The organism is Bifidobacterium crudilactis, assembly GCF_000738005.1.
GTDB lineage: Bacteria > Actinomycetota > Actinomycetes > Actinomycetales > Bifidobacteriaceae > Bombiscardovia > Bombiscardovia crudilactis.
Window position 1 is genome coordinate 46,376 of the sequence record NZ_JHAL01000002.1, and the last position, 21,845, is coordinate 68,220.

18 protein-coding genes and 2 pseudogenes are annotated in these 21,845 nt (G+C 59.1%); 16 read left to right on the forward strand and 4 right to left on the reverse strand.

Annotated features, from left to right (window positions below):
• Nucleotides 1-34: 34 nt before the first annotated feature.
• The 3 genes from DB51_RS02400 to DB51_RS02410 all read left to right on the forward strand — a co-directional run bounded on the left by DB51_RS02400 (nt 35) and on the right by DB51_RS02410 (nt 2,900).
• On the forward strand, nt 35-1,006 hold the full coding sequence (locus tag DB51_RS02400) for an ABC transporter substrate-binding protein (protein ID WP_034251422.1): 972 nt from the start codon (nt 35-37) through the stop codon (nt 1,004-1,006).
• Nucleotides 1,007-1,093: 87 nt separating this feature from the next.
• Entirely contained in the window at nt 1,094-1,939 is an 846-nt protein-coding gene (locus DB51_RS02405) for an ABC transporter permease (RefSeq protein ID WP_238548283.1), read from the forward strand.
• A 58-nt stretch (nt 1,940-1,997) separates the two neighbouring features.
• Nucleotides 1,998-2,900 carry an ABC transporter ATP-binding protein gene (locus DB51_RS02410; RefSeq protein ID WP_202961986.1) on the forward strand — a complete coding sequence of 301 codons (903 nt, stop codon included), beginning with the start codon at nt 1,998-2,000 and terminating at the stop codon, nt 2,898-2,900.
• A 98-nt stretch (nt 2,901-2,998) separates the two neighbouring features.
• Here DB51_RS02410 and DB51_RS02415 read toward each other — a convergent pair whose 3' ends face one another.
• Nucleotides 2,999-4,237, reverse strand: coding sequence for an MFS transporter (locus tag DB51_RS02415; protein WP_034251426.1), 1,239 nt, complete (start codon nt 4,235-4,237; stop codon nt 2,999-3,001).
• A 113-nt stretch (nt 4,238-4,350) separates the two neighbouring features.
• Nucleotides 4,351-4,956 (reverse strand): TetR/AcrR family transcriptional regulator, encoded by a 606-nt coding sequence (locus tag DB51_RS09695; protein WP_162174609.1) that lies wholly within the window; start codon nt 4,954-4,956, stop codon nt 4,351-4,353.
• Between the two features lie 130 nt (nt 4,957-5,086).
• Between DB51_RS09695 and DB51_RS02425 the strand changes: the two genes are divergently transcribed.
• Nucleotides 5,087-6,016 carry a dimethylarginine dimethylaminohydrolase family protein gene (locus DB51_RS02425; protein WP_084674517.1) on the forward strand — a complete coding sequence of 310 codons (930 nt, stop codon included), beginning with the start codon at nt 5,087-5,089 and terminating at the stop codon, nt 6,014-6,016.
• Between the two features lie 173 nt (nt 6,017-6,189).
• Here the strand turns inward: DB51_RS02425 and DB51_RS02430 are convergent, their stop codons facing one another.
• Nucleotides 6,190-6,936, reverse strand: a complete 747-nt coding sequence (locus DB51_RS02430; protein WP_051867206.1) for a M50 family metallopeptidase — start codon at nt 6,934-6,936, stop codon at nt 6,190-6,192.
• Nucleotides 6,929-7,063, reverse strand: a complete 135-nt coding sequence (locus DB51_RS10505) for a hypothetical protein (RefSeq protein ID WP_272866980.1) — start codon at nt 7,061-7,063, stop codon at nt 6,929-6,931. The genes DB51_RS02430 and DB51_RS10505 overlap by 8 nt, the downstream gene beginning before the upstream one ends.
• 189 nt (nt 7,064-7,252) lie before the next feature.
• Here DB51_RS10505 and DB51_RS02435 point away from each other — a divergent pair, with 189 nt between their 5' ends.
• The 12 genes and pseudogenes from DB51_RS02435 to DB51_RS02490 all read left to right on the forward strand — a co-directional run bounded on the left by DB51_RS02435 (nt 7,253) and on the right by DB51_RS02490 (nt 21,740).
• Nucleotides 7,253-7,756 carry a hypothetical protein gene (locus DB51_RS02435; RefSeq protein WP_034251430.1) on the forward strand — a complete coding sequence of 168 codons (504 nt, stop codon included), beginning with the start codon at nt 7,253-7,255 and terminating at the stop codon, nt 7,754-7,756.
• Nucleotides 7,757-8,022: 266 nt separating this feature from the next.
• Nucleotides 8,023-8,736: a hypothetical protein gene (locus DB51_RS02440; protein ID WP_051867207.1), complete on the forward strand. Its 714-nt coding sequence runs from the start codon at nt 8,023-8,025 to the stop codon at nt 8,734-8,736.
• A 291-nt stretch (nt 8,737-9,027) separates the two neighbouring features.
• The gene (gene rpsO, locus DB51_RS02445) at nt 9,028-9,297 is read left to right on the forward strand and encodes a 30S ribosomal protein S15 (protein ID WP_034251434.1); all 270 of its coding nucleotides are present in this window, start codon (nt 9,028-9,030) and stop codon (nt 9,295-9,297) included.
• A 284-nt stretch (nt 9,298-9,581) separates the two neighbouring features.
• Nucleotides 9,582-12,242 carry a polyribonucleotide nucleotidyltransferase gene (locus DB51_RS02450; RefSeq protein WP_034251437.1) on the forward strand — a complete coding sequence of 887 codons (2,661 nt, stop codon included), beginning with the start codon at nt 9,582-9,584 and terminating at the stop codon, nt 12,240-12,242.
• A 161-nt stretch (nt 12,243-12,403) separates the two neighbouring features.
• Entirely contained in the window at nt 12,404-12,982 is a 579-nt protein-coding gene (locus tag DB51_RS02455) for a LemA family protein (protein WP_034251440.1), read from the forward strand.
• A gap of 205 nt (nt 12,983-13,187) precedes the next feature.
• Nucleotides 13,188-15,449: a DUF2207 domain-containing protein gene (locus DB51_RS02460; protein WP_051867208.1), complete on the forward strand. Its 2,262-nt coding sequence runs from the start codon at nt 13,188-13,190 to the stop codon at nt 15,447-15,449.
• Nucleotides 15,450-15,570: 121 nt separating this feature from the next.
• Complete coding sequence (locus tag DB51_RS02465) at nt 15,571-16,437, forward strand: aldo/keto reductase (protein WP_034253451.1); 867 nt, start codon at nt 15,571-15,573, stop codon at nt 16,435-16,437.
• A gap of 76 nt (nt 16,438-16,513) precedes the next feature.
• A pseudogene (locus DB51_RS10285) lies at nt 16,514-17,137 on the forward strand (isochorismatase family protein); the annotation flags it as partial.
• Nucleotides 17,138-17,191: 54 nt separating this feature from the next.
• Nucleotides 17,192-18,174 (forward strand): annotated as a pseudogene (locus DB51_RS02475) (purine nucleoside phosphorylase YfiH/LACC1 family protein).
• 167 nt (nt 18,175-18,341) lie between these two features.
• Nucleotides 18,342-19,166 carry a 2-C-methyl-D-erythritol 4-phosphate cytidylyltransferase gene (gene ispD, locus DB51_RS02480; RefSeq protein WP_051867440.1) on the forward strand — a complete coding sequence of 275 codons (825 nt, stop codon included), beginning with the start codon at nt 18,342-18,344 and terminating at the stop codon, nt 19,164-19,166.
• A gap of 301 nt (nt 19,167-19,467) precedes the next feature.
• On the forward strand, nt 19,468-20,145 hold the full coding sequence (locus DB51_RS02485) for a pyroglutamyl-peptidase I (RefSeq protein WP_034251443.1): 678 nt from the start codon (nt 19,468-19,470) through the stop codon (nt 20,143-20,145).
• Between the two features lie 191 nt (nt 20,146-20,336).
• On the forward strand, nt 20,337-21,740 hold the full coding sequence (locus tag DB51_RS02490) for a DivIVA domain-containing protein (protein ID WP_156958198.1): 1,404 nt from the start codon (nt 20,337-20,339) through the stop codon (nt 21,738-21,740).
• Nucleotides 21,741-21,845: the final 105 nt, after the last annotated feature.

Below are 21,845 nucleotides of genomic sequence, written 5' to 3' on the forward strand. Positions count from 1 at the left end.
CGCGTAATTGGAAAAGGTTATAAGGAGAAACATCATGAAGAAGGTACACAAGCTCTTGGCCGCTGTGGCGGCAGCCTCACTGCTGGTATTGGGGGCAGGTTGCTCTCCCGATTCCGCGGCTACTTCCACGTCATCCAGCGGGGAAACCACGACGGTGAAAATCGGCACTCTGAAGAACCAGCCGCATTTGTACGAGCCTTACTATTACGAGAAATATGCGCCCAGCGGCGTGAAGTTCGAAACGGTGCTCTTCGATTCCTCGCCAGACATCAAGAACGCCGTGGTCAGCGGTGCCATCGACTTCGGCGTCGAAGGGGCGTCGTCGGCCATCTCCGGTGCCTCATCCGGTCAGGATATCGCCATCGTCGCCAGTGCGACGAACGGAGGAACCGCCATCGTAGGCAAGCCGGACATCACTTCGCTCGCGGATCTCAAAGGCAAGAAGGTCGGATATCCGAAGGGCTCCACACAGGAGATACTGCTGTACTTGACCCTGCAGAAGGCCGGAATCGACATGAACAAGGACGTGACTCTGGTCAACCTGCCGTTCTCGGATATGGCGACCGCATACGAGTCCGGTCGTGTCGATGCCTTCATCAGCGCCGAGAACGGTCCCTCAATCGCCAAAACGAAGGGAGCGCACGAAATCGCTTCCGCATATGACACCGACCTCGGCAAGTCCAACATCGTGCTGACCACGACCAACGCGCTGATCAAAAAGAATCCGGAGCTGGTGCAGAAAGTCGTGGAAACGCATTCCAAAGCCGTCGACTACATGAAGGACCACCCGGAGCAGGTCGCCGCAGATGTATCCAAGACCTTCGGTGTCGACAAGGATGTGGTGGATCTTGCGGTCAAGAACATCTGGCCCAGCTGGACCATCGACGCCGCATACAAGAAGCAGCTTGAGAGCACGGTTTCAGAGATGGTGGAATTCAAGCAGATCGACAAGTCGGTTCCCGTCTCGACCCTGGTGAACGACACCTTCGTCGCCAAACTGTCATAGTCAATCACCGATGCCACCTCATAGTGGCATGGCAAACGCACATCAGTGCCGGGCCGAGATGGATCGGCCCGGCAGGGGGGAAGAACCATGAGCGCATCGACAAAAACCATGGGCGCACCGCTGAAGGCGGCGGGTCATGTGTTGCGGCAAGCGCTGCTGGCACTGCCGATACCACTGCTAATACTGTATTTGTGGCATCTTGGTGTCGCGCAGAAGTGGGAGCTCCCGATGGGCATCAAAATGGCCTATCTCTCGTCTCCCGGGGAAGTGGTCAAGCGAATCTACGACCTGGCGTTCGGAGGAATATTCGACGACACCTTCAGCCATACCTTGATTCTGCATCTGTGGGCGAGCACGCAGCGAGCGTTGAGCGGCTTCCTCATCGCCACCGTTATCGCCGTGCCACTGGGCATCATCATGGGGCGCGTGGCTCTGGCGAACGACATGCTCGACCCGCTGTTGAATCTGCTGCGTCCGATTCCCGTCACCGCATGGGTTCCCCTGGCGCTGCTGATCATAGGCTTCGGCGACAAGGCCACGATATTCCTGGTGTTCATCGCGTGCTTCTTCCCGATTCTGATCAATACCATCGCAGGGGTGAAACAGGTTCCCGAACGCCTGATTGAAGCGTCGTCGATGCTGGGAACCCCAAAATTTCAGCAGCTCTACAAAGTCGTCTTCCCTGCGGCGTTGCAATCCATCATCAGCGGTCTGCGCCTTGCGCTGGGGCAGGCTTGGGTCATTCTGGTCGTCGCCGAACAGGTGGGCATCAGCATCGGTCTGGGGTCGTTGATTACACAGGCGAGGGATATGTCGAAAACCGATTTGGTCATAGCCACCATGCTGATCATCGGTCTGGTCGGTTTTCTGGCCGATCGTGTGCTGTTGCTGCTGATGAAGGTCGTCACACGCAACCGCCCCACACTGACCTGAGCCGTCATCCACTCGCAGCACTCGGAAGAACCGACGAATCGTGAAAAAGGAGAGCATCGTGGCCGTACATATCGGAGAGGTGCGTCAGAACACCCCGGCAGCCATTGACATCAAGGGGCTGAGCAAGGAATACACCACGGCCCGTGGCACAGTGAAGGCGATGGCCCCGATGGATTTGTCCATCAAGGCCGGAGAGTTCATCTGTGTCGTAGGGACCAGCGGATGCGGGAAGAGTACGCTGCTCAGGCTCGTCGCGGGCTTTGAGAAAGCGACGACCGGCAGCATCGCCGTCGATACGGAGGAAGTGCTGGGGCCGAGTCCCTCGCGAGGTGTGGTGTTTCAGGATTACGGGCTGTTCCCATGGCTGACGGTGCGCGAAAACGTCGCCTGGGGGCCCAAGCAGGCTCACCTGAAAACCAGTCTGGTGAAGGAGCGTTGCGACAAGTACATCGGCGCGGTCGGTCTTGAGCTGTTCGCCGATCGTTACCCGCATGAGCTGTCCGGCGGTATGCAGCAGCGGGTGTCTATCGCTAGGGTACTGGCGAACGAACCCTCGGTGATGCTGATGGACGAGCCCTTCGGAGCCTTGGATGCTCTGACGAGACGCGGCATGCAGGAGCAGCTGTCGCACTTGCATCGTGACATCAAGACCACGGTCATATTCATCACCCACTCCATAGAGGAGGCCGTGCTTCTGGCGGACAGGGTCGTGGTGATGACCGGCGGAGCCGCGAAGAACGTTCCGGGTCATATCAGAGAAATCGTCACCATTGATCTTCCCGAGAACAGGGATGTGAACAGCGAACATTTCAACGACCTCGAACGCAGCATCTCGCGCTTGGTGAACACCGAGGAGGACGATTCCTCGCACGGTGTCGACGCTGACGCCTCCGCCGAGGTTCAGGCTGGCGAAACCAATGCCGAGGACGAGCACAAGCCCGTCGCGGTTCCTCGGGCTTAACTGAGGTGACGGGATGTGGCGACACTGAAGTCGGACCACATCCCCAGAGCGGCGGCGGAGATTGACGAGCGGCGGTGCGTACCCTGGAAGCCCGCCGGTCAGCGGGCTGCTTTGATGACGGTGACGATGATGCCGCTGACAATCACCAATAGTCCTGATGCGATGAATACCGCCGAATATCCGGATATGGCGATTCCGACGGCGGCGATGATGGGTCCGAGCGCTATCGAACTCAGATCGGCCACATTGATGAGGCTCAAATCGCTCGCCCTCCTGTTGTCGTCGGGCAGCAGATGAACGGCCAGGGCGGTGCTCGCCGACGCGTATGCGCCGTAACCGATGCCTGTGAGAACCGCCAGTGTGAGGACTCCTGTCCAGCTGCCGGTGACGGCGCCGAGAACAGCGCCGATGGCGAAGACGAGTGTCGCCGACACCAGATTCCATTTGAAGCGGCGTGTGCGGTCGGTCATCCCACCTGATACCACTGCGGCGACCACAACGCAGGGCGCGTAGACAGCGGTGAGTATCAGCACGCCGTCATCGGTGGATTGCCCGGGATGCCGGTCGGCGTAGTGAATCACATCCTGCAGGTAGTAGAAGAGATACGCCAAGGCCATGTTCTGCCCGAGTCCGAAGAGAATTCGATGCAGGCACACCAGCCAGAAATCGGAGTTGTGTGCGGCGATATCGCGCAGTTTTCGCCTCTGCCGAATCCTTGCCTGAGGTTGGATGCGGTCGCCTCGTAATGTGACGATGAACAGCATCTGCGTGACGGCGATCAGGACGCCCAGAATCATATAGACGCTGGCAGGGGATGAAACCCAGCTTTGCACGCCGGTGCCCAGTACGGGCGCCACGGCGGCCGCTATCCCCGTGCATGCCGAAGCCATGCCTCTTCTTCCCTCGGGAACGACGTCGGCGATGGTGGCCGATGTCGGTGCCAAGAGCATGTTGGCGCCCACTTGCAGCAGTGCCCACCACAGGGCGAGTTCGCCGATGGATTGCGACTCGCCAATCATGACGCATACGGGGAGGATGACCGCCGTTCCTGCGATGAGCCAGGGAATGCGTCTGCCGAATCGGGTTCTGGTGATATCGCTGAGATGGCCGATTAGGGGATTGGTGATGATGCCGATTGCTCCGGCGACCCCGGTCACGAGGGCCAGGGCATAGACTTTGTTCGTCGGTGCCAGAGTGTTGACCTGGGTGGGGATGGTGCTGAGGACGGGGCCCAGAATGATTGCCCACATGGCCGTGCTGGCGGCGACGAGGGCGGGGTAGTAGCCGCGACCGATGGCGGGCCGGTCGGTGACGGCGCCTTCGATGGCCGCGCTCATGCGTGCCCGATTCGAGCTGTCGAAGAAGCAAAGGATGCAGATTTTATATTGACCATATGGCCAATATAAATCACCTGTCCGGTGCCTGGTCGCTTCTTGACACTGAATTAACCTCAGTGGTCGTTGTCTGTAACGAAACCGAAACCGGCCAGGGTCGCATTCATGATGGCGAACATGCGGTCAGAGGATATGCGGTCGGGGTACAGCGCCACCTGAGCTCCCAGTCCATCGAGCGTGCAGATGATGGTTTCGGCGATCAGGGACGGGTCCGGAGCGCTGAGGTGCTGCTCCGCCTGGGCTCCTCTGATGAGGAGTTCAAGTGCTCTGCGCCACTCGGTATACGAGCGCCAGCGTTCCTCGGCTATGTCATGGTTCCCTAGACCGTATGCCCAGAATGCCAGTTCTATCTGCTCGCCGATGCGTCCCTCCTCGTCGTTGGGAAGCGCGTCGTGTATGGCCTGCCGCAGGGCTTCGGTGCCTGACAGACCATTGAGGTTCGCGTCTATGCGTTCGGCGAGCTGCTGGTACGAGCGTTGCAGCGCCGCTCGCAGGATGTCGTTCTTGCTGTTGAAATAATGGGCGATGATGCCGTGCGAGACGCCTGCCTCCTTGGCTATCTCGCGAGTCGTTGCACCGGACAGACCGGCACGGGATACGACGGCGAGACAGGCATCGGCGATTTCCAGACGGCGCTCCGCATGATTCACGATCTTGCTCATGAATGTAAGCATACTGAGTGGGTATCACCGGGTGTGCGAATGAGCTTGACGTGATTTCGCGTTTCATTTACATTGGACAAATGGCCAATATACGTTATCGGCCATCTCGTCAGCACTCATATGCGCCGTAATGGCAACATCGCGGATCGCCCACACGGAAGCAAAGGATGGTAAGCATTTCATGATCCAGATTTCCAATCCCAGTGATATCGCGGAACTCCGGGAAGTCATCGTCGGCCCATACAAAACCTTCAACTGGTGGAATCTCATATGGGGTTCGCTGCGTTACCCCGATCTCGCCAGCCTGAGATATGTGGAGAACAACACCGTCAAAGTACCCGATCACCGAATTGCCCGTCGCCAGCACGAACGGCTGGTCCAGACGCTTGTGGATGCCGGTGCCGAGGTGCATGCCCTGCCCTCGGTTCCCGACGTGGACATACAGCTGTATCCCAGGGACATCGCCTTCGCCGTTGACGATACGATTTTCCTGTCTCGCTCCCGCGATCCCATCAGGCAGAAGGAGCAGAGGGCGCTTGAGTCCTTCCTCCCGCGCTTCTCGAAAGTGGAGCGCATTGCCTCCGGCCATATCGAAGGCGGTGACGTGATGGTCACCGATGATGTGGTGTTCGTGGGGTTGAGTGAAGCGACCAACCTCCAGGGTGTCAGCGCGCTCCGTGAATGCTTCGTCCATGCCGGCATCGACAGGGAGATTGTGCCCATCGAGTTCTCCGGCAGGGGAGTGGTGCATCTGGACACCAAGTTCACGATGGTCGGGCCCAGGCTCGGCTATATCCATTCCGCCGCGCTGACTCCGTATTCGCGCAGTCTGATTGCCGCCCGCTTCGATCTCATCGAAGCGGATGTCGCAGAAGCCCGGTCGCTGATGGTCAATACCGTCGCGCTTGCTCCTGACAGAATCATCATCGACGCTAGGGCAACCCGCTTGGCCGAAGCATTGCGTGCGCACGGCGTGGAGCCGGTGCCGCTCGATTTCTCCGAAGTGACGAAGTTCCCCGGCGGATTCCGCTGCGCCACGCTTCCTCTCCGCAGAGGCTGAGATTCTGCGAGACTGCCGCCCGCCCTTTTCGTCTTTCGTTGTGTCTGGAAGACTATCGGGCGGGCATTGTCGTCTATGGCTGGTCGGCGATGGCTAAATTCCGGCGTTGCGAGTGACGGTCTTGTGAAATGTCGTCATCTCGGTGGGGGGCAATTGCGACAGCCGAAGTGCTTTCAGATTCTCAAACCCATCCAGCTCGCTGACAGTGCGATGCCCAGGAAAGCGAGTAGAGACCACAGGATTATCCACGCCAAGGCGGGAATTCGGGTCAATTCTGCAAGCTGGTCCGCGTCGGAGCGTCCAGCCTGGCCTTTGGCGCGTTGGGATTGCAGTTCCAGTAGTGGCCGTATCGAGCCGAGTTGAAGAAAGAATGCCAGACTGGTGGCGCTGAGCAGGCGAAGTTGCGGCGAGCCCCACCAGGACAGTGCGATAACCGCCGCCAGAACGCAGATGATGCAGAACGCTCCATATATATTACGAATTCGGGTAAGCATCAGCGCCAGGAGCAGCACCAGCAGCCACAAAGCGCCGGTGGCGTACCCTGATGACACCAGGGCGGCGCAGCCCAGGCCCCACAGCATCGGTGCGAGATACCCCGAGAAGCAGGTCAGCCAAAAGCCGAATCCTCGGGTTCTGCCGTAGCTGACGGTGAGTCCTGAAGTGTCGGAATGCAGTTGAATGCCCGAGAGCCGTCTGCCGGTAAGGAGTGCCGCGACGGCATGGCCTCCCTCATGGGCGATGGTGATGACATTGCGAGCAATCCGCCATAGAGGCCGTAGCAGAATCAGTATCAGGCTTATGGCAAGGGCGATGAGCATTGTCCGGGAATCCGGCTGTTCAAGTGCGGTCGTCGAGGCAGTCCATATGGTGCCGAAGATTGTCGACAGGTCGTCACCCGTGCTTGCGGCGGTCTCAACCATTATGCGTGTTCCTTCTTGCCTGCGATGCGGGTGTAGCGAGTGCGGCCTTGGCGTTTATGGTCAGCGATGGTGATTCCGGGCCGATGTCGGCGGCCACGGCGGTTGCCTGTTCCGGATTGTGCATCATGACTTCGCAAGTGTGTCATGGCTGTCTGATGTTTTTCTGTGTAGGTCGCTGCGGTGCTTTCCACGCAGCGGCGGTAGGGAAAAACTAGCTCCGTTCGGGTACGATAGGAGCACGAGGTCCGAGCATTGGGGGAACGATTCGTCGCTTCCCGTATGTCTAGGGCAACAACGCAAGGGAGAGAGGTACAAGATGACTGAAGGGCAAACGCCTATTCCTCAGAACAACCAGGGGGGCAATGTCTCAGGAGCCAATCAAGGCAACACCAATCCCAATCCTTCGGGGTATCGGCAAAACGGGCAGCGTCCCGTCGCGAATCCTATGAACACGAACGCGGGAGCCAGACCCATGTATGCGCCGCGTCCGGCCGGAGCTCCGATTCAGCCGCAGGCACCGCTGATGCCGGTTCAGTATGAGAAGGCCAAGGGCAGCGCGGCCAAGGGATTCGCCATCGCAGGCTTCATCCTCGCACTCATTGGTCTGTTCGTGGTGGTCTGGCAGTACAACAGGTATCTCAACCCATTCGGCACGGTCGGATTGGTGATGTCGGTGGTCGGGTTGCTGATTCCCGAAAAAGGTGAGGACCGTAACCGAATCACCTACATCTTCGCTGTTGTGGGCATCATCATCTCGGTGCTGGTGCTCATTGCCACGCTGATCATCGGCATTTTCGATTTGCAACCATTCGTGTACTGAGGGTTGCCGTCCAACATGGTTCCGGCCCTGTCCTCTGCTGAGGACAGGGCCGCTTCGTTTGACGACTTGAGTATGAGACGGACACTCATGCGGCGTTTGCCGGCTTGGCGATGCAGCTTTGCCGTGGCAGTGCAGATGACGTTCGGTATCTGTGAGATATGAGCCGTCGAATGCTCATTTTCCTTCCCGGAGCTCGTGGTAGTCTGTCTGCGAATGCGCGCTGCGCGAATGAGTGTGGTTATGGACAATCGGGTTGGTGAAAAGATATGACACGGAATGAGGGTGATGTCTTGAACGATGCCCATGGAGCGACCGGAACCCATATGCAGGAATCTTCCGGCTCGAAACGACAGGAAAGTTCCGGCGCGGAAGACTCTTTTTCCGCTGAGCAGATGACGGATCGCAAACTTTCCCTTGCCGATATCGAGCGTAGGCGCTCCAAGCCTCTGGGCTGGGTGTTCTTCATCATCGGATTGCTGATCGCCATCGTTGCTCCATACGGCGTAGGCCGATTCCTGGCGGTGAGGCACACGGGGATGCTGGTTCGCTACCTCGACGTCTTCGAACCTCGCGGCATCGCCCTGATAGCTTGGGTCGCGGCATTCCTCGCCATCGTGAGCATAGCGATGTGCATCATCGAGGCACGTTCCTGGACATGGCGGATACTCCTGCTGGTCACCGTCTCGGCGGAACAGTTCATCGCCGGGCTGTGTCTGTTGAAGATGTCCTTCTGGTACAGCACCTATGTGGTTTTCGGCGACAAGGCCTACCTGGCCAACGCCGCCAATCTGGGAATCATCGCCGCTGGTCTCGGCGCGGCGGTGTTCGCGGTGCTGTTCGTCGCGATTCTCGTGCTGGTGAAGAAGGACTCTCCGCTGAACATCCTGACCCGCAGCTGGGTGGCGTTGTCGGTATTCACCGTTATTGAGGTTCTTGCGCTGCTCATTGTCCTTTTTGGAGGGCTGTTGACGGTCGTTTGAGGCCCAATGCGCGTTTGTGTAGGGATGTCTAAGTACAACCCCGCAAGATGGGGCGAATTTCCGCGGAATTCCGTCAAGGTGAGTCTTGCGTGCGGTATCTCATCGTAGAAATCCCTACACAAACGAAGCCGCTGGCCTGAAACGTGGTCTCCGGCCTGCTGAATTCAGATTCCATCCCCCGAATATGGTGAGGGGTTGTGTGTATACTGGCGGGTGGCGTGTTTCCGCCCGCGGATACAGAGCGTTTCGGCATTGGGCCGTGGCACCGCGCAGCAGATATAAGGAGGAGTCGTGGCACTTACGACCGAAGAAAAGCAAGAGATCGTCACCAAGTATGCGACGCATGAAGGCGACACGGGTTCTCCCGAGGTTCAGGTTGCGTTGCTGACTAAGCGCATCACGGATCTCACCGAGCATCTCAAGGAGCACAAGCACGATCACCACTCACGTCGTGGTCTGCTGCTCATGGTTGGCGATCGTCGTCGTCTGCTTGATTACCTCAAGCGCGTTGACATCGAACGCTACCGCTCGCTGATTGAGCGTCTCGGTTTGCGCCGATAATTGAAATCTTCCGCCCGGGCCTTGTGCTCGGGCGCTTTTGCATGCTGGCATTCAGACAGGTGAACACAGGTCATGAGGGCCAACGACGAATTACAACAGATTCACGAGGAATCTCCGGCGAGGATTACGCGGCCAGGTATGCCGCGCCCAGCATGTCGGGCACATTCGGTGAATATGCCCGTTGGACGGTAGGCAAGCAATCCGTCCGTTGCAAGAGCAGCTTATGGACACGGGGTTCATAGGCGATGGAATAGATGATTGCACAGTTATAGAAGGAGGAACCCGTGGAGGGTCCCGAAATCAAGGCCGTAGAGGCCGTTATTGACAATGGTTCATTTGGCACGCGCACATTGCGCTTCGAGACGGGTCGTCTCGCCCAGCAGGCGGATGGGGCAGTTGCCGCTTATCTTGATGATGATTCGATGGTGTTGTCCACCACCACGGCCGGTTCAAGCCCGAAGGCGAATTACGACTTCTTCCCGCTGACCGTCGATGTGGAAGAGAAGATGTATGCCGCGGGAAAGATTCCGGGTTCGTTCTTCCGTCGTGAAGGTCGTCCTTCGACCGAGGCCATTCTGGCATGCCGTATCATCGACCGTCCGCTTCGTCCGCTCTTCCCGCATACCCTGCGCAATGAGGTTCAGGTCGTGGAGACCATCCTCGCGCTGGACCCTGAAGACTCCTACGACATGATCGCCCTGAACGCCGCTTCCGCGTCGACTCTGATTTCCGGACTGCCCTTCAGCGGCCCGGTCTCCGGTGTCCGTCTGGCACTGATCAACGGCCAGTGGGTCGCCTTCCCTCGCTGGAGCGAGCGTGAACGCGCAGTATTCGAAATCGTCGTCGCCGGTCGTGTGGTCGAAGGCGGAGATGTCGCCATCGCCATGATCGAGGCGGGTGCAGGCAAGAACGCCTGGACGCTGATTTACGACGAAGGTCAGATCAAGCCCGACGAAGATGTGGTCGCCCAGGGTCTTGAGGCCGCCAAGCCTTTCATCAAGGTCATCTGCGAGGCTCAGGACGAACTCAAGTCCAAGGCCGCGAAGGACACCAAGGACTTCCAGCTCTTCCCGGAGTACACCGAGGACCTCTACAACCGCATCGACCAGATCGCCCATGGTGATTTGGATGAGGCGCTGTCCATCGCGGAGAAGCTGCCTCGGCAGGAGCGCATCAGCGAGATCAAGTCCGTGGTCAAGGAGACGTTGGCCGGCGAGTTCACCGATATGGACGATGCCGAGAAGGACAAGGAAATTGGCAATGCCTTCAAGGAGCTGCAGCGTCAGATTGTTCGTCGCCGCATCCTGACCCAGGATTACCGCATCGACGGTCGTGGTCTGCGCGACATTCGTACGCTGTCCGCCGAGGTCGACATCGTTCCGCGCGTTCACGGTTCCGCGCTCTTCCAGCGCGGTGAGACCCAGATTCTGGGTGTCACGACGCTGAACATGCTCAAGATGGAGCAGCAGGTCGATGCGCTTTCCGGCCCGACTTCCAAGCGCTACATGCATAATTACGAAATGCCGCCGTATTCGACCGGTGAGACCGGTCGTGTGGGTTCACCGAAGCGCCGCGAAATCGGCCACGGTGCATTGGCCGAACGTGCCTTGCTCCCCGTGCTGCCTAGCCGCGAAGACTTCCCATACGCCATCCGTCAGGTGTCTGAGGCCATCGGTTCGAACGGTTCCACATCTATGGGCTCCGTCTGCGCCTCGACGCTGTCGCTGCTCGCCTCCGGCGTGCCGCTGAAGGCTCCCGTCGCGGGCATCGCCATGGGTCTGGTCTCGGGTGATGTCGACGGACAGCACATCTTCAAGACCCTCACCGATATCCTCGGTGCAGAGGACGCCTTCGGCGATATGGACTTCAAGGTCGCCGGAACATCCGAGTTCATCACGGCCCTGCAGCTCGACACCAAGCTTGACGGCATTCCTGCCGACATCCTTGCGGCGGCCCTGCAGCAGGCCAAGGAAGCTCGTACGACGATTCTCGAGGTCATCAACGAGTGCATCGACGAACCTGCCGAAATGAACTCCACCGCTCCTCGCATCATCACCACCAACGTTCCTGTGGACAAGATCGGTGAGGTCATCGGGCCCAAGGGCAAGATGATCAACCAGATTCAGGAAGATACCGGCGCCGATGTCAGCATCGAGGATGACGGTACGGTGTTCATCTCCTCCGAAGGCGGCGAAGCCGCACAGAAGGCCAAGGAGATCATCGACCAGATCGCCAACCCGCATGTTCCTTCCGCAGGTGAAACGTACAACGGCAAAGTCGTGAAGACCACGAGCTTCGGCGCTTTCGTGAACCTCACGCCAGGTACCGATGGTCTGCTGCACATCTCGCAGATTCGCAACCTCACCAACGGCGAGCGCGTCGATGCCGTCGAGGATGTGCTCAAGGAGGGCGATGCCGTCGAGGTGGTCGTCCAGGGTGTGGACGACCGTGGCAAGATTTCCCTCGCCATTCCGGGATTCGAGGATCAGGAAAGCTCTCATGCTTCCTCGGGTCGTGGCGGCCGTGATCGTGATGATCGCCGTGATGACCGTCGTGGCGGGCGTGGTCGTGACGACCACCGTTCAGGTCGTGGCGAGCGTTCAGGGCGATATGACGACCGTGGTGGCCGTGACGATCGTCCGCGTCATCGTCGTGATGACCGCGATTTCGACCGTTCGGACCGTTCTGAGCGTTCCGACCGTTCGGAGGGTTATGACCGTCGTGATCGCAATGAGCGTTCCGAGCATGCCGACCGTCGTGACGACCGCCGTGGCGGACGTGATGAGCGTCGCGGTTCTGACCGTGGCGGTTACCGTGGTCGTCGCGAGAATGTTCACTATGCCGCTGATGAGCATTATGACGAGTACCGTGCGGACCGCGAAGAGCGCAGCGAGCGCCCGCGTCGTCGTGTACGCCGTGACTTCGATCCCTTCGACAACGAGTGAGCTGAATACCTCTCGCTGAGGTATTAGCAATAACGTGCGAACAGGCACGTGGCAGGCCGAACATTCCGGCGCGCCACGTGCCTGTTCGCTTGTCTGCAGCAGGGTCGGGCGATGCCGCCCGAATCGGGCTATGAGACAAGGGGTATGAGACAATGGGGGGTATGAACGGATTAACCATTACACTCATCGTCATCGTCGTGCTGATAGTCCTCGTGGTTCTGTGGGGTGTCGGAGCGTATAACTCTCTCGTGGATCTGCGCAACCGCGTCGCCAACGGCTGGGCTCAGATCGATGTCCAACTCAAGCAGCGAGCCGATCTCGTTCCCAACCTTGTGGAGACGGTAAAAGGCTATGCCGGTCACGAGTCCGAGGTCTTCCAGAAAGTGACTGAAGCCAGGTCTCATGCGGTTGAAGCCGCGCAGAACGGCAACCCGGAGCAGCGTGCGCAGGCCGAAGGCGAACTGAGCAGGGCTCTGGTCAACCTGCAGGCGACCGCCGAAGCTTATCCGCAACTTCAGGCGAATCAGAACTTCATGGATCTGCAGAATCAGCTCAACCAGTTGGAGCAGAAAATCGCGTACGCCCGTCAGTTCTACAACGATGTGGTGCAGAAGTTCAATACGAAGATTCAGAGCGTGCCCAGCAATATCATCGCCGGTCTCTTCCATTTCAAGGAGGCGCAGTTCTTCGAGGCCGCCGAACAGGATCGCGCGGTGCCGCTGGTCAGCTTCGCCAAGTAGCGCAATGCCGTGGCGGTCAGGGAAGCCTGAATACGGTGGAGGGCACACGGCCGTGTGCATCAAGGTCTGCACCCTTGCGTGTCGGGACGGTGCGGGGGAGATGAGGAGTCTCTCGCGGGTGCAGGCCTGAGGACGAAGAGCAGACTTGAGGGCCTCCTTCCTGGCGGAATGCGAGGAGAGGTTGTCGAATATGGGGAGGCAGAGGATGCCAGCGACGAAGGATTCAACAGGGGATGCAGGCCGACCGGTGCACAAACGGGGTCTGACGTGGAATACGGGACGGTTCATCGTCAGCGCCGTAATCGCGCTGGTGGTCGCGGCAGTCCTGTCCGTGCTGGCCCTGGGCATCAGTGCAGGCGGTGTCGGCAACGGGGACATGAGCTACACCTCGCTGGACTATGACACCCAGGTGTTGAAGAACGGCGACCTGCGAATCAAGCAGCGAATCAACATCAGGCTCGGTCATCGTGAAGATGATGACGGCGACACCAAACCCTGGCGTCAGCTCTACCAGCAATATACGATCAATCCCGACAACCTCACGTCGATTTCGGACGTATCCGTGCGCAATGTCAGCGACAACCAGACGTATACGCAGACCGACCCGATAGCACCCAGCCAGGTCCAGAGCACTGCGGATTGGGATCAGCAGCAAGCAGGGCACTGGTATATCGCCGATGTCAGCGATTCGAGCAATCCCAGCTCATACACTCCCGGCACCAGCGGCGACAACGGCAAATATCCGGTTGAAATCGGGTGGAACATCCCGCAGACCGACGAGGCCGACAGCCTGGTATTCGATGTCTCCATGACCTTCCACGGCGTCAGCACGGCGCATCCTGATGTCACCAGCTTCCAATGGGAACCTTTCGGAGCCAGCAACCAGATTCCGATAGAGAAGGTGTCCGCATCCGTACGATTCCCCGATGGCATCGATGCGGACAATTCCTGGGCATGGTTGCACTACGCAGGAGTCTCGCAAACGTCCCGGGCATCGGACGGCACGCTGAAGCTCACCGCGCAACAGGTGAGTCCAGGCGAGCATCTCGATGTCGTCGCGATGTTCGACTCCTCCGCGAGCGATCAGGTGGAACGCACCAGCAACACGAATGCGAAACAGCGCATCATCGACGATGAGACCCAGCAGGAGACGAAGGCAAGGAATTCGGCTCGTACACGCGCACGCGTGATAATCGCCGTGTGGATTATCTCCGCCATTCTCGCCCTCTTCGTGGGATACAAAGCCGTCCGTTCGGCATTCGTCACCTATCGTAAATCCCGGTACAGCGGAGACGTGGAATACTGGCGAGACCCGCCTGAGATGAGTCCTGCATCGGCCGCTCAACTCAACGACATGCTGCAAGGCTCCGCAAGCAACCAGTCATCCAGACAGATGGCGGCAAGCGTGCTGTCATTGGCATCGAAGCGGGCCATTTCGATATATCCCGGTCCGGTGTCGTCATATTTCGGCGTTGATCTGCTCAATACGCCCGACGCGAGCATCTCGGGGATGCTGTCGAACCAGGACCAGCGTTCCCAGAAGGCTTTCAACTCCACCTCCACCCTGGTCATACGGCCGGTATGCTCCGAGAACCGAAGCTCCCTGAATCTCAGCGCTTCCGAGGACGCCGCCCTGCGCCTGCTCGAGGTCGCCGCAGGACGATTGCAGTCCCCGGTGTTCGACCTCAAGCAGATGCAGCAGAGTTTCAAGAAGTGGGAATCCGGGTACAAGGAGCAGGAACGTCTCTCCAATGCGATGGCGAGTGAATTCCTTCAGTTGAAAGCCACCTACCCCTTGATGTCCTCGGTTGGCTGGGGCGTCACCGGTGTGGCACTCGGTGTTCTGGCGCTCGCTTTCGCCGTGTTCACGGGAGGGGGGACCCTCGGGGTCGGTCTGCTCATAGGCTTCGTGTTGCTGCTGACTTCGTCCTTCGCTCTGGCTTACGGCAAATCCACGGGTTTGAGTGAGCGTGGCCAGGAATATGCCGGTCAGGTTCAGGGTCTGCGACGCTATCTGTTGGAATTCAGCGCCTTCCAGGAACGCGGGGTGGATGATCTCACTCTCTGGGATCGTTACCTCGTCTACGCGGCGGCCTTTGGCATCAGCAACCAGGCTCTCAAACAGTTGGCGCTGGCATACCCGCAGCTGAGCGACCCCCAGTGGCTCGATGCCAACGCCTCGGGATCGCTGCTGTACTGGACGTACCGGCCTTGGGCATTCGCCGGAGCCGCATATGGATACGGCATGGGAGGGGGCGTGGACCGGACGCCGGGCGCAATGGCAGCCGGTACCGCCTTCGGTGGTGGTTTCGGCGATTTGGGCGGACAGTTGACGTCAAGCTTCGCTTCCATTCATTCCACCATCCAGGCTGCGGCACCATCCTCGTCCTCCGGGGGCTCCTTCGGTGGCGGTGGCTTCGCCGGCGGTGGCGGTGGTTCGGGCGGTGGCTCCTTCGGTGGTCGGTGAGGCCACGATGCCTCCTCTTTCCCAGAAGGATAACCGCAGCCGCCCTGAGGAATTTTCCGACACAATAGTTGTTAGGAATCGTCAACTCGAATAGGAATCGTCAACTCGAAAGGGAATGCTGATGACATTGCTCGCCAGGAATCTTGGACCATACACCACCACGGCCGTGGGTCTCGGTGAAATGCCGCTGACCATCGAAGGTAAACCGGATTTGGAGCAGGCAATCGAGACCATCCATGCCGCTCTGGACGCGGGATGCCGACATATTGATACCGCTTGGGCGTATTACGAGTCGGGTGGTGAGGAACAGACCGGTGAAAAGTTGGTGCATCAGGCCCTCCAATCCTGGAGCGGTCCGCGGCAGGACGTGCTGGTGGCAACCAAAGTCGGGCATTTCAGGAACTTCACCGACGGCAGACCTACGTGGGATGTGGACGGCAGTCCCGAGAACCTGATTCGACGAGGCAAGGAGTCGGCGAAGGCTCTCGGTGTGGACAGCATCGATCTGCTGTACTTCCATCGGCCCGACCCCAAAGTGCCATACGAACAATCCATCGAGGCCATGAAGCAGCTCGTCGATGAAGGTGTTGCCAAAACCATAGGCATCTCCAATGCGAGCGTTGACCAGATCGATATCGCGCTCGGTATTCTCGGCGATGACCTGGTTGCCGTGCAGAATCAGTATTCCCCGGTATTCCGTGAAAGCGAGGACACCTTGGCGTATACGGCCGAAAAGGGTCTGGCATTCGTGTGCTGGAGTCCTCTGGGCGGTTTCCGCAAGGCCAAGGACGATACGGTGTTCGAAGTGTTCCGGCAGGTCGCCCGGCAGCATGGGGTCAGCTACCAGCAAGTAGTGCTTGCATGGGAGCTCAGCAAGGGCAGGCACGTCTTCGTCATACCCGGTGCGCACCGTCCTGCGACGATTCTCGACTCTCTGCAGGCGGGCGAGCTTGAATTGACCATAGACGAATTGGCGAAGCTCGGCTGAGACAGATCTTGACCGCGACCGTATATCGGTCGTGGAAGGCGAAGGAAAACCTGACGAGCGGAAAGCGGCGGCGATTATGAATTCCAGGCGTTCTCGCGCATTGATTATCGTGGATGTGCAACCAACCTTTTGCGAAGGCGGTGAACTGGCCGTCGAGGGTGGTAACGAGACAGCGCGGCGTATCGCGCAGTATGTACGCGAGAGTGGGGGCTCCTACGATTTCGTGGCGACCACGCAGGACTGGCACATCGAGCCTGGCGAGCATTTCTCCGCGACCCCCGATTTCGTGGATAGCTGGCCTCCGCACGGAGTGGCCGGCAGCGCGCAGGCGCGCCTGCACCCGGAGATAGAGGCTTTGGGCATCAGCAACCACTACAAGAAGGGCCAGTATGCGGCCGCCTACTCGGGTTTCGAGGGTGTCTCGCTGGTGGATGATGTGGATGTGCCTTCGCGTGAAGCGGTCGAAGACGCGTGGGAACAGCATCGCAATCTGGAAGATGCACTGCGCCGGCACGGGATCACCGAGGTTGATGTGGTGGGGATTGCGCTGTCTCATTGCGTGAAGGAAACCGCCGTGGACGCGAACAGGATGGGATTCCGTACCAGGGTGTTCAGAGACCTCAGCGTTCCGGTCAGTGAGGAGCTGGGAGTGCAGGCGTGCGAGCAGATGACCGCCGAGGGCATCACGATTGAAGATTCGACTGGCGGTCCTGAAGGCGACCACGGCGATGCGGAGATTCTCGACGACAGCACCGTGCCAAGCCATCATCAGGACGGCACCCCCGTGCCGGTGACCATTCCGATTGACCTCGCGCCCGGTATCAAGGTCGTCTACACGACCAGACTCGGCGGCGGCTCCCACGGCGATTTCGCTTCCTTGAATCTTGGGGCAAAGGCGGCGATGATTTGCTCAATGTGGTTGCCAACCGTATGGCGCTCGCTCAGGAGATAGGCAGAGACCTGTCCTTGGTGAGCCAGGTGCATTCGGGCAAAGCGATAGATGCTGACGAGGTATGGGAACGTAACGCCCCCTATGGCTTTGACGCCAGTGGCTCGTCCTTGCTAACGCAGCTGGAAGGCGGTCTTCAGGAGAATCTCGGCGATGCCGCGCAGCAGGCGGAGGCCTATACGATTGCCGCCGACGGTCAGGTGTCTGCCAGCAGTCATGTTGCGGTCGGTGTGTTTGCGGCGGATTGTCTGCCGGTGTTGATGGCCGACCCCGAGACCGGTCTTATTGCGGCCGCCCATTGCGGGCGAATGGGATTGCTTCGCGGCATCATCGGCGAAACCGTGGACCTGATGGTTGCACGTGGTGCGGATCGTCGGCGGATCGTCGCCACATGCGGCCCATGCATATGCGCTGACTGCTACGAGGTGGGTGAGGCGATAGCTGCGGATTTCGACGAGCATTTCCCGGGGACCAGGACGGTCACACGTTTCGGCGGACCGGGAGTCGACATTGCCGGCGCCGCCGTACAATCATTGCAAAGCGCCGGGGTGACTCAGATCGTATCCTCGCAACCTCGTGTGGACGCCGCCACCCAATATCTCAACGGTGATGAGGAACTGCGCTCGCTGTGCGAATCCGACGGTGGCGAGGCCTTGGATGTGCGTCTGCAGCACATGCGGCACAGTCTGTGCACGCTCGAGAATCCACTGTGGTACTCGCATCGGGCATCGTCGTTGCATAACAGGCCGCAGGAAGGGCGCATGCTCGCCCTCATCATGCGTTCCTAGCCTCCTCGGGCACGGAGTTCCCCCCCCCTGTCGTCGTCGCTAACTGTTTGAGAATCCGAGGTACAGCAGAACATGCATGTTCGGTGCAGATGCAGTCCGAGGTGCCGGTTTGAGGTCTGGAGTTTTTTACGCTGTGTCTTATGAACGCAGACGATGCCAACAGTGCAATGGGTGACGACGTCAAACCCCGCGACCTTGACGGCCAGGAGACCGTTCCGGTGGTCGCGGTGGTGCTGGCCGCAGGATTCGGGACCCGTTTCGATGCTCAGCAGCCCAAGCAGCTGCTGGAAATCGATGGCAAGACACTTGTGTCCTGGTCCGTCGAGGCTTTTGACAAGTGCCCGCAGGTGAGTGATGTGGTTGTTGTAGTGAATCCCCAGGTGCGAGAGCAGGTGGAGCAAGCGCTGAAGGATTACGTCAAAGTGCGTATGGTGATTCCAGGCGGTGCCGAGCGTGCGGACAGTACCATGGAAGCCTTGCAGACATTGTCCTCCGCAGGCATCCCCGCACAGGCGAAGATTCTGATTCACGATGCTGCGCGGCCCTTCGTCACCGGTGATGCCATCATTTCATGCATCGACGCGCTTGACGCATACGATGCGGCCACTTTGGCCGTGCAATCCACCGACACCGTGCTCATCACACATGATTCGGGGGATCGCAGAGTCATCGGGAGCGTGCCGGAACGCGAGAGCACCTTTCGCGCGCAAACCCCGCAGGCCTTCAGGTTCCGTACCATTGTGCGAGCCTACGAGCTCGCCTCCTCCGACGAGGAGTTTCATCCCACCGACGACACGCGTGCGGTGGTCGAGTATCTGCCCGAAGTGGAGGTGGCGGTCGTTGCCGGTTCGCCCGACAACATGAAAATCACCCGCAAAGAGGATATTCCCCGTGCCGAGCACATCGCCGAGGAACGCAAACGGGCCGATGCCAGAGGAGTGGTGCATCGGATGCTCGAACAGGCCTTGGGAGAACCCTCTCCAGGAATCTGAGAACATGCACGGCACCGAAGGCGACGGTTGGACGAGTCATAAACGGCCCGGTGCTTGACAGGCATCGCCGGTGGAAGGAATGGTCTGGCGATGAACCCGCAAAGATTCGACGTTAGTGAACATTTGCACAACGAAGAGGGCGTAGCGGATTCCCTCAAGGCGTGCATCGGATGCTCGCAAGAGATAACTGCACTAAAAGGACAGCTTTTCGGAGAAATTATTGCCTGATTGCTGTCCTTTTAGTGCAGTTATCTCCCAATGGCCTTCCGACGACGGACGTTATTCGATATAGACTTGGGGCATGGAGAAGTTCAACGTCGTGGTTTCCGGGTTCGACCGATATGAGGATGTCGAGGTCAACCCCTCATACGAGGTGCCCAGGGCACTTGAGAATCAGGGTCTGATGCCGCTTTCCGGCGATGACGGCGCTCTGGAAGGCGTGGATGTCACCATCACGGCCGTAAGTCTGCCCGTAAGCTTCTCGCAGGCCTGGCCGATGCTCAGACAGGTGCTTGACCGGGTGCATCCCAACGTGGTGGTGGCGACAGGCTTGAAGCACGCCGCGCGTGGAATCGCCCTCGAACGATGCGCCACCAACCTTCGTGACGCGTCAAACGACGAGCACGACCAGAGTACCGGTGACCTGATTCCCGTTAGGCCCGACGGCCCGGCCGCGTACTGGACCCGACTGCCTCTGCGCTCCATACTCTCCGATTTCAGTTCGCATGGCATTCCCGCGACCCTGAGTTCGGATGCCGGTACCTATGTGTGCAACAGCCTGTTCTACAATCTGCTCAACTGGACCTCACAACAGGAGCATGTGCTTTCAGGCTTCGTCAGTTTCCCTCTCGTCAACGAGTCCGCGAGTCACGAATACGGCCTGCCGTTGAAACAGCAGATAGCTGCAGGGCAGGCGGTCGTCAGCAGGAGCGTGCGCTACTTCCAGGAGCCGACCGCGTCGGATATTCTGCTGGTGTGAGATGCTGGCGCGAATCCGTCGGGAGCGTTGCGAATCGACTGCACGGAGGCTGTGCGGCGTGTTGCGCTGAGAATGTGTCGGATGGAAATCATTGAAGAACTTTTCGCGTTTTGTGAGCTACAGTGCTGACATGGATGTACGTCGGCTAATGGGCGGTCGGCGCAAGCACAGTGATGGTGACAGGAGTGAATATGGCGGACAATTTTCCGATTGCGTTACGCGGCTATGACAAGGAACGGGTGGATGCCGCGCTTTCCGGTCTGCAGGAGAACATAGCGCGTCTTAGGGAACAGATACGTGCGTATGACGAGCGCGTGCTGAAATTGGAAGCCGAACTGCAGGAGGAGAAGGCAAGGAAGAGCAAAGGGTCGAAGGACTCGTTCGCGTCTCTGGGCGCCAACGCACAGCAGCTTCTGGCTTCCGCCGAGCAGACCAGCACGGAACTGCTCAACCGTGCCAAGCAGGATGCCGCCACCACTCGACGTTCGGCGCAGGAGGAGGCGGATACCCTCATCAATAACGCGAAAATCGATTCGCGTCGTCTGATGGACGAGACGCAGGCCAAATCCAAGTCGATTATCAGCAATGCCGAGGATCAGGCCAAGACGATTACGACCGCCGCACGGCAGCAGGCTGAACAGCAGAAGTCCAGCGCCGCCAAAACCGTCGCCGAGCAGCGTCAGGCACTTGACTTGGAACTGCAGAATTCACGTGAGGAGCATACGAAGCGTCTGGCTGCGGAACGGGCGTCCCAGGAGCATGAGATTTCCGTCTCTCAGGCTGAAGCGGCTCGCAAGATCGCGGAACAGCGCCAGCAGGCTGATGCCGAGATCACCCGGCTTAAGGGAGAGGCCAACGACCAGATTCAACAGGCGCTTGCCGAAGCGAACAAGCGTCTGGGCGATGTGCGCGAGCAGGTCTCGAAGACCCTGACGGACGCCAAGCGCAAGGCGGGCGAGATCACCGACGATGCACGCGCCAAAGCCCAGCAGATTGTGGACGAGGCTGTCGTGACACGTGCGGATACGATGTCCAAGGTCTCCGCAGAGGTTCAGCAGATTCGTGCGGATATTTCGGCTCAGCAAGATGAGGCCACGGCGAAGGTCAACGAACTGCTCAAGCATCTCGAAGAGCGCAGGGTGCAGACGGCAAAGGAGACCGAGGACCTTCTTGGCCAGGCCAAGGCCTCCCGTGAGGAGGCGGACGCATATGCGGCGGAGAAACGTGCCCAGGCCGAGCATGAATCAGCGGCCATGTTGCACAAGGCCGAGGAGCAGGCTCAAGCCTTGGTCGATGAACGCCGTACCGCCGCTCAGGAGGAGCTGGAAGGTCTGAACGGCAGAATCGCCAAATTGCAGCAGCGCGAGGCGACCATCACCGCAAGGGTCGATGAGCTGCGCTCCATCTTCGCAAAGTCCTTCGGGGCATTTTCCTTGGACGACGACTCGTCGCAGGACGCATCGCACAATTCATCGCGCAATTCATCGCGCAATGAGGACTCCGGCAAAGCGGGGGACCAGGAATCCGAGCAGGGTCACGAGGACGGCCCCGATGTGCCGGTTGTGAACAAGGTGCCTGACCAGGACAACGACTGAGACGAGAACCGTGTGGTGAATGCATTCCAGGTCGTAACTGTACGAAGAGGCATATGAAGCGCGAGAATTACGTGGCTTCATGTGCCTCTTTGCACAGTTGCCTAA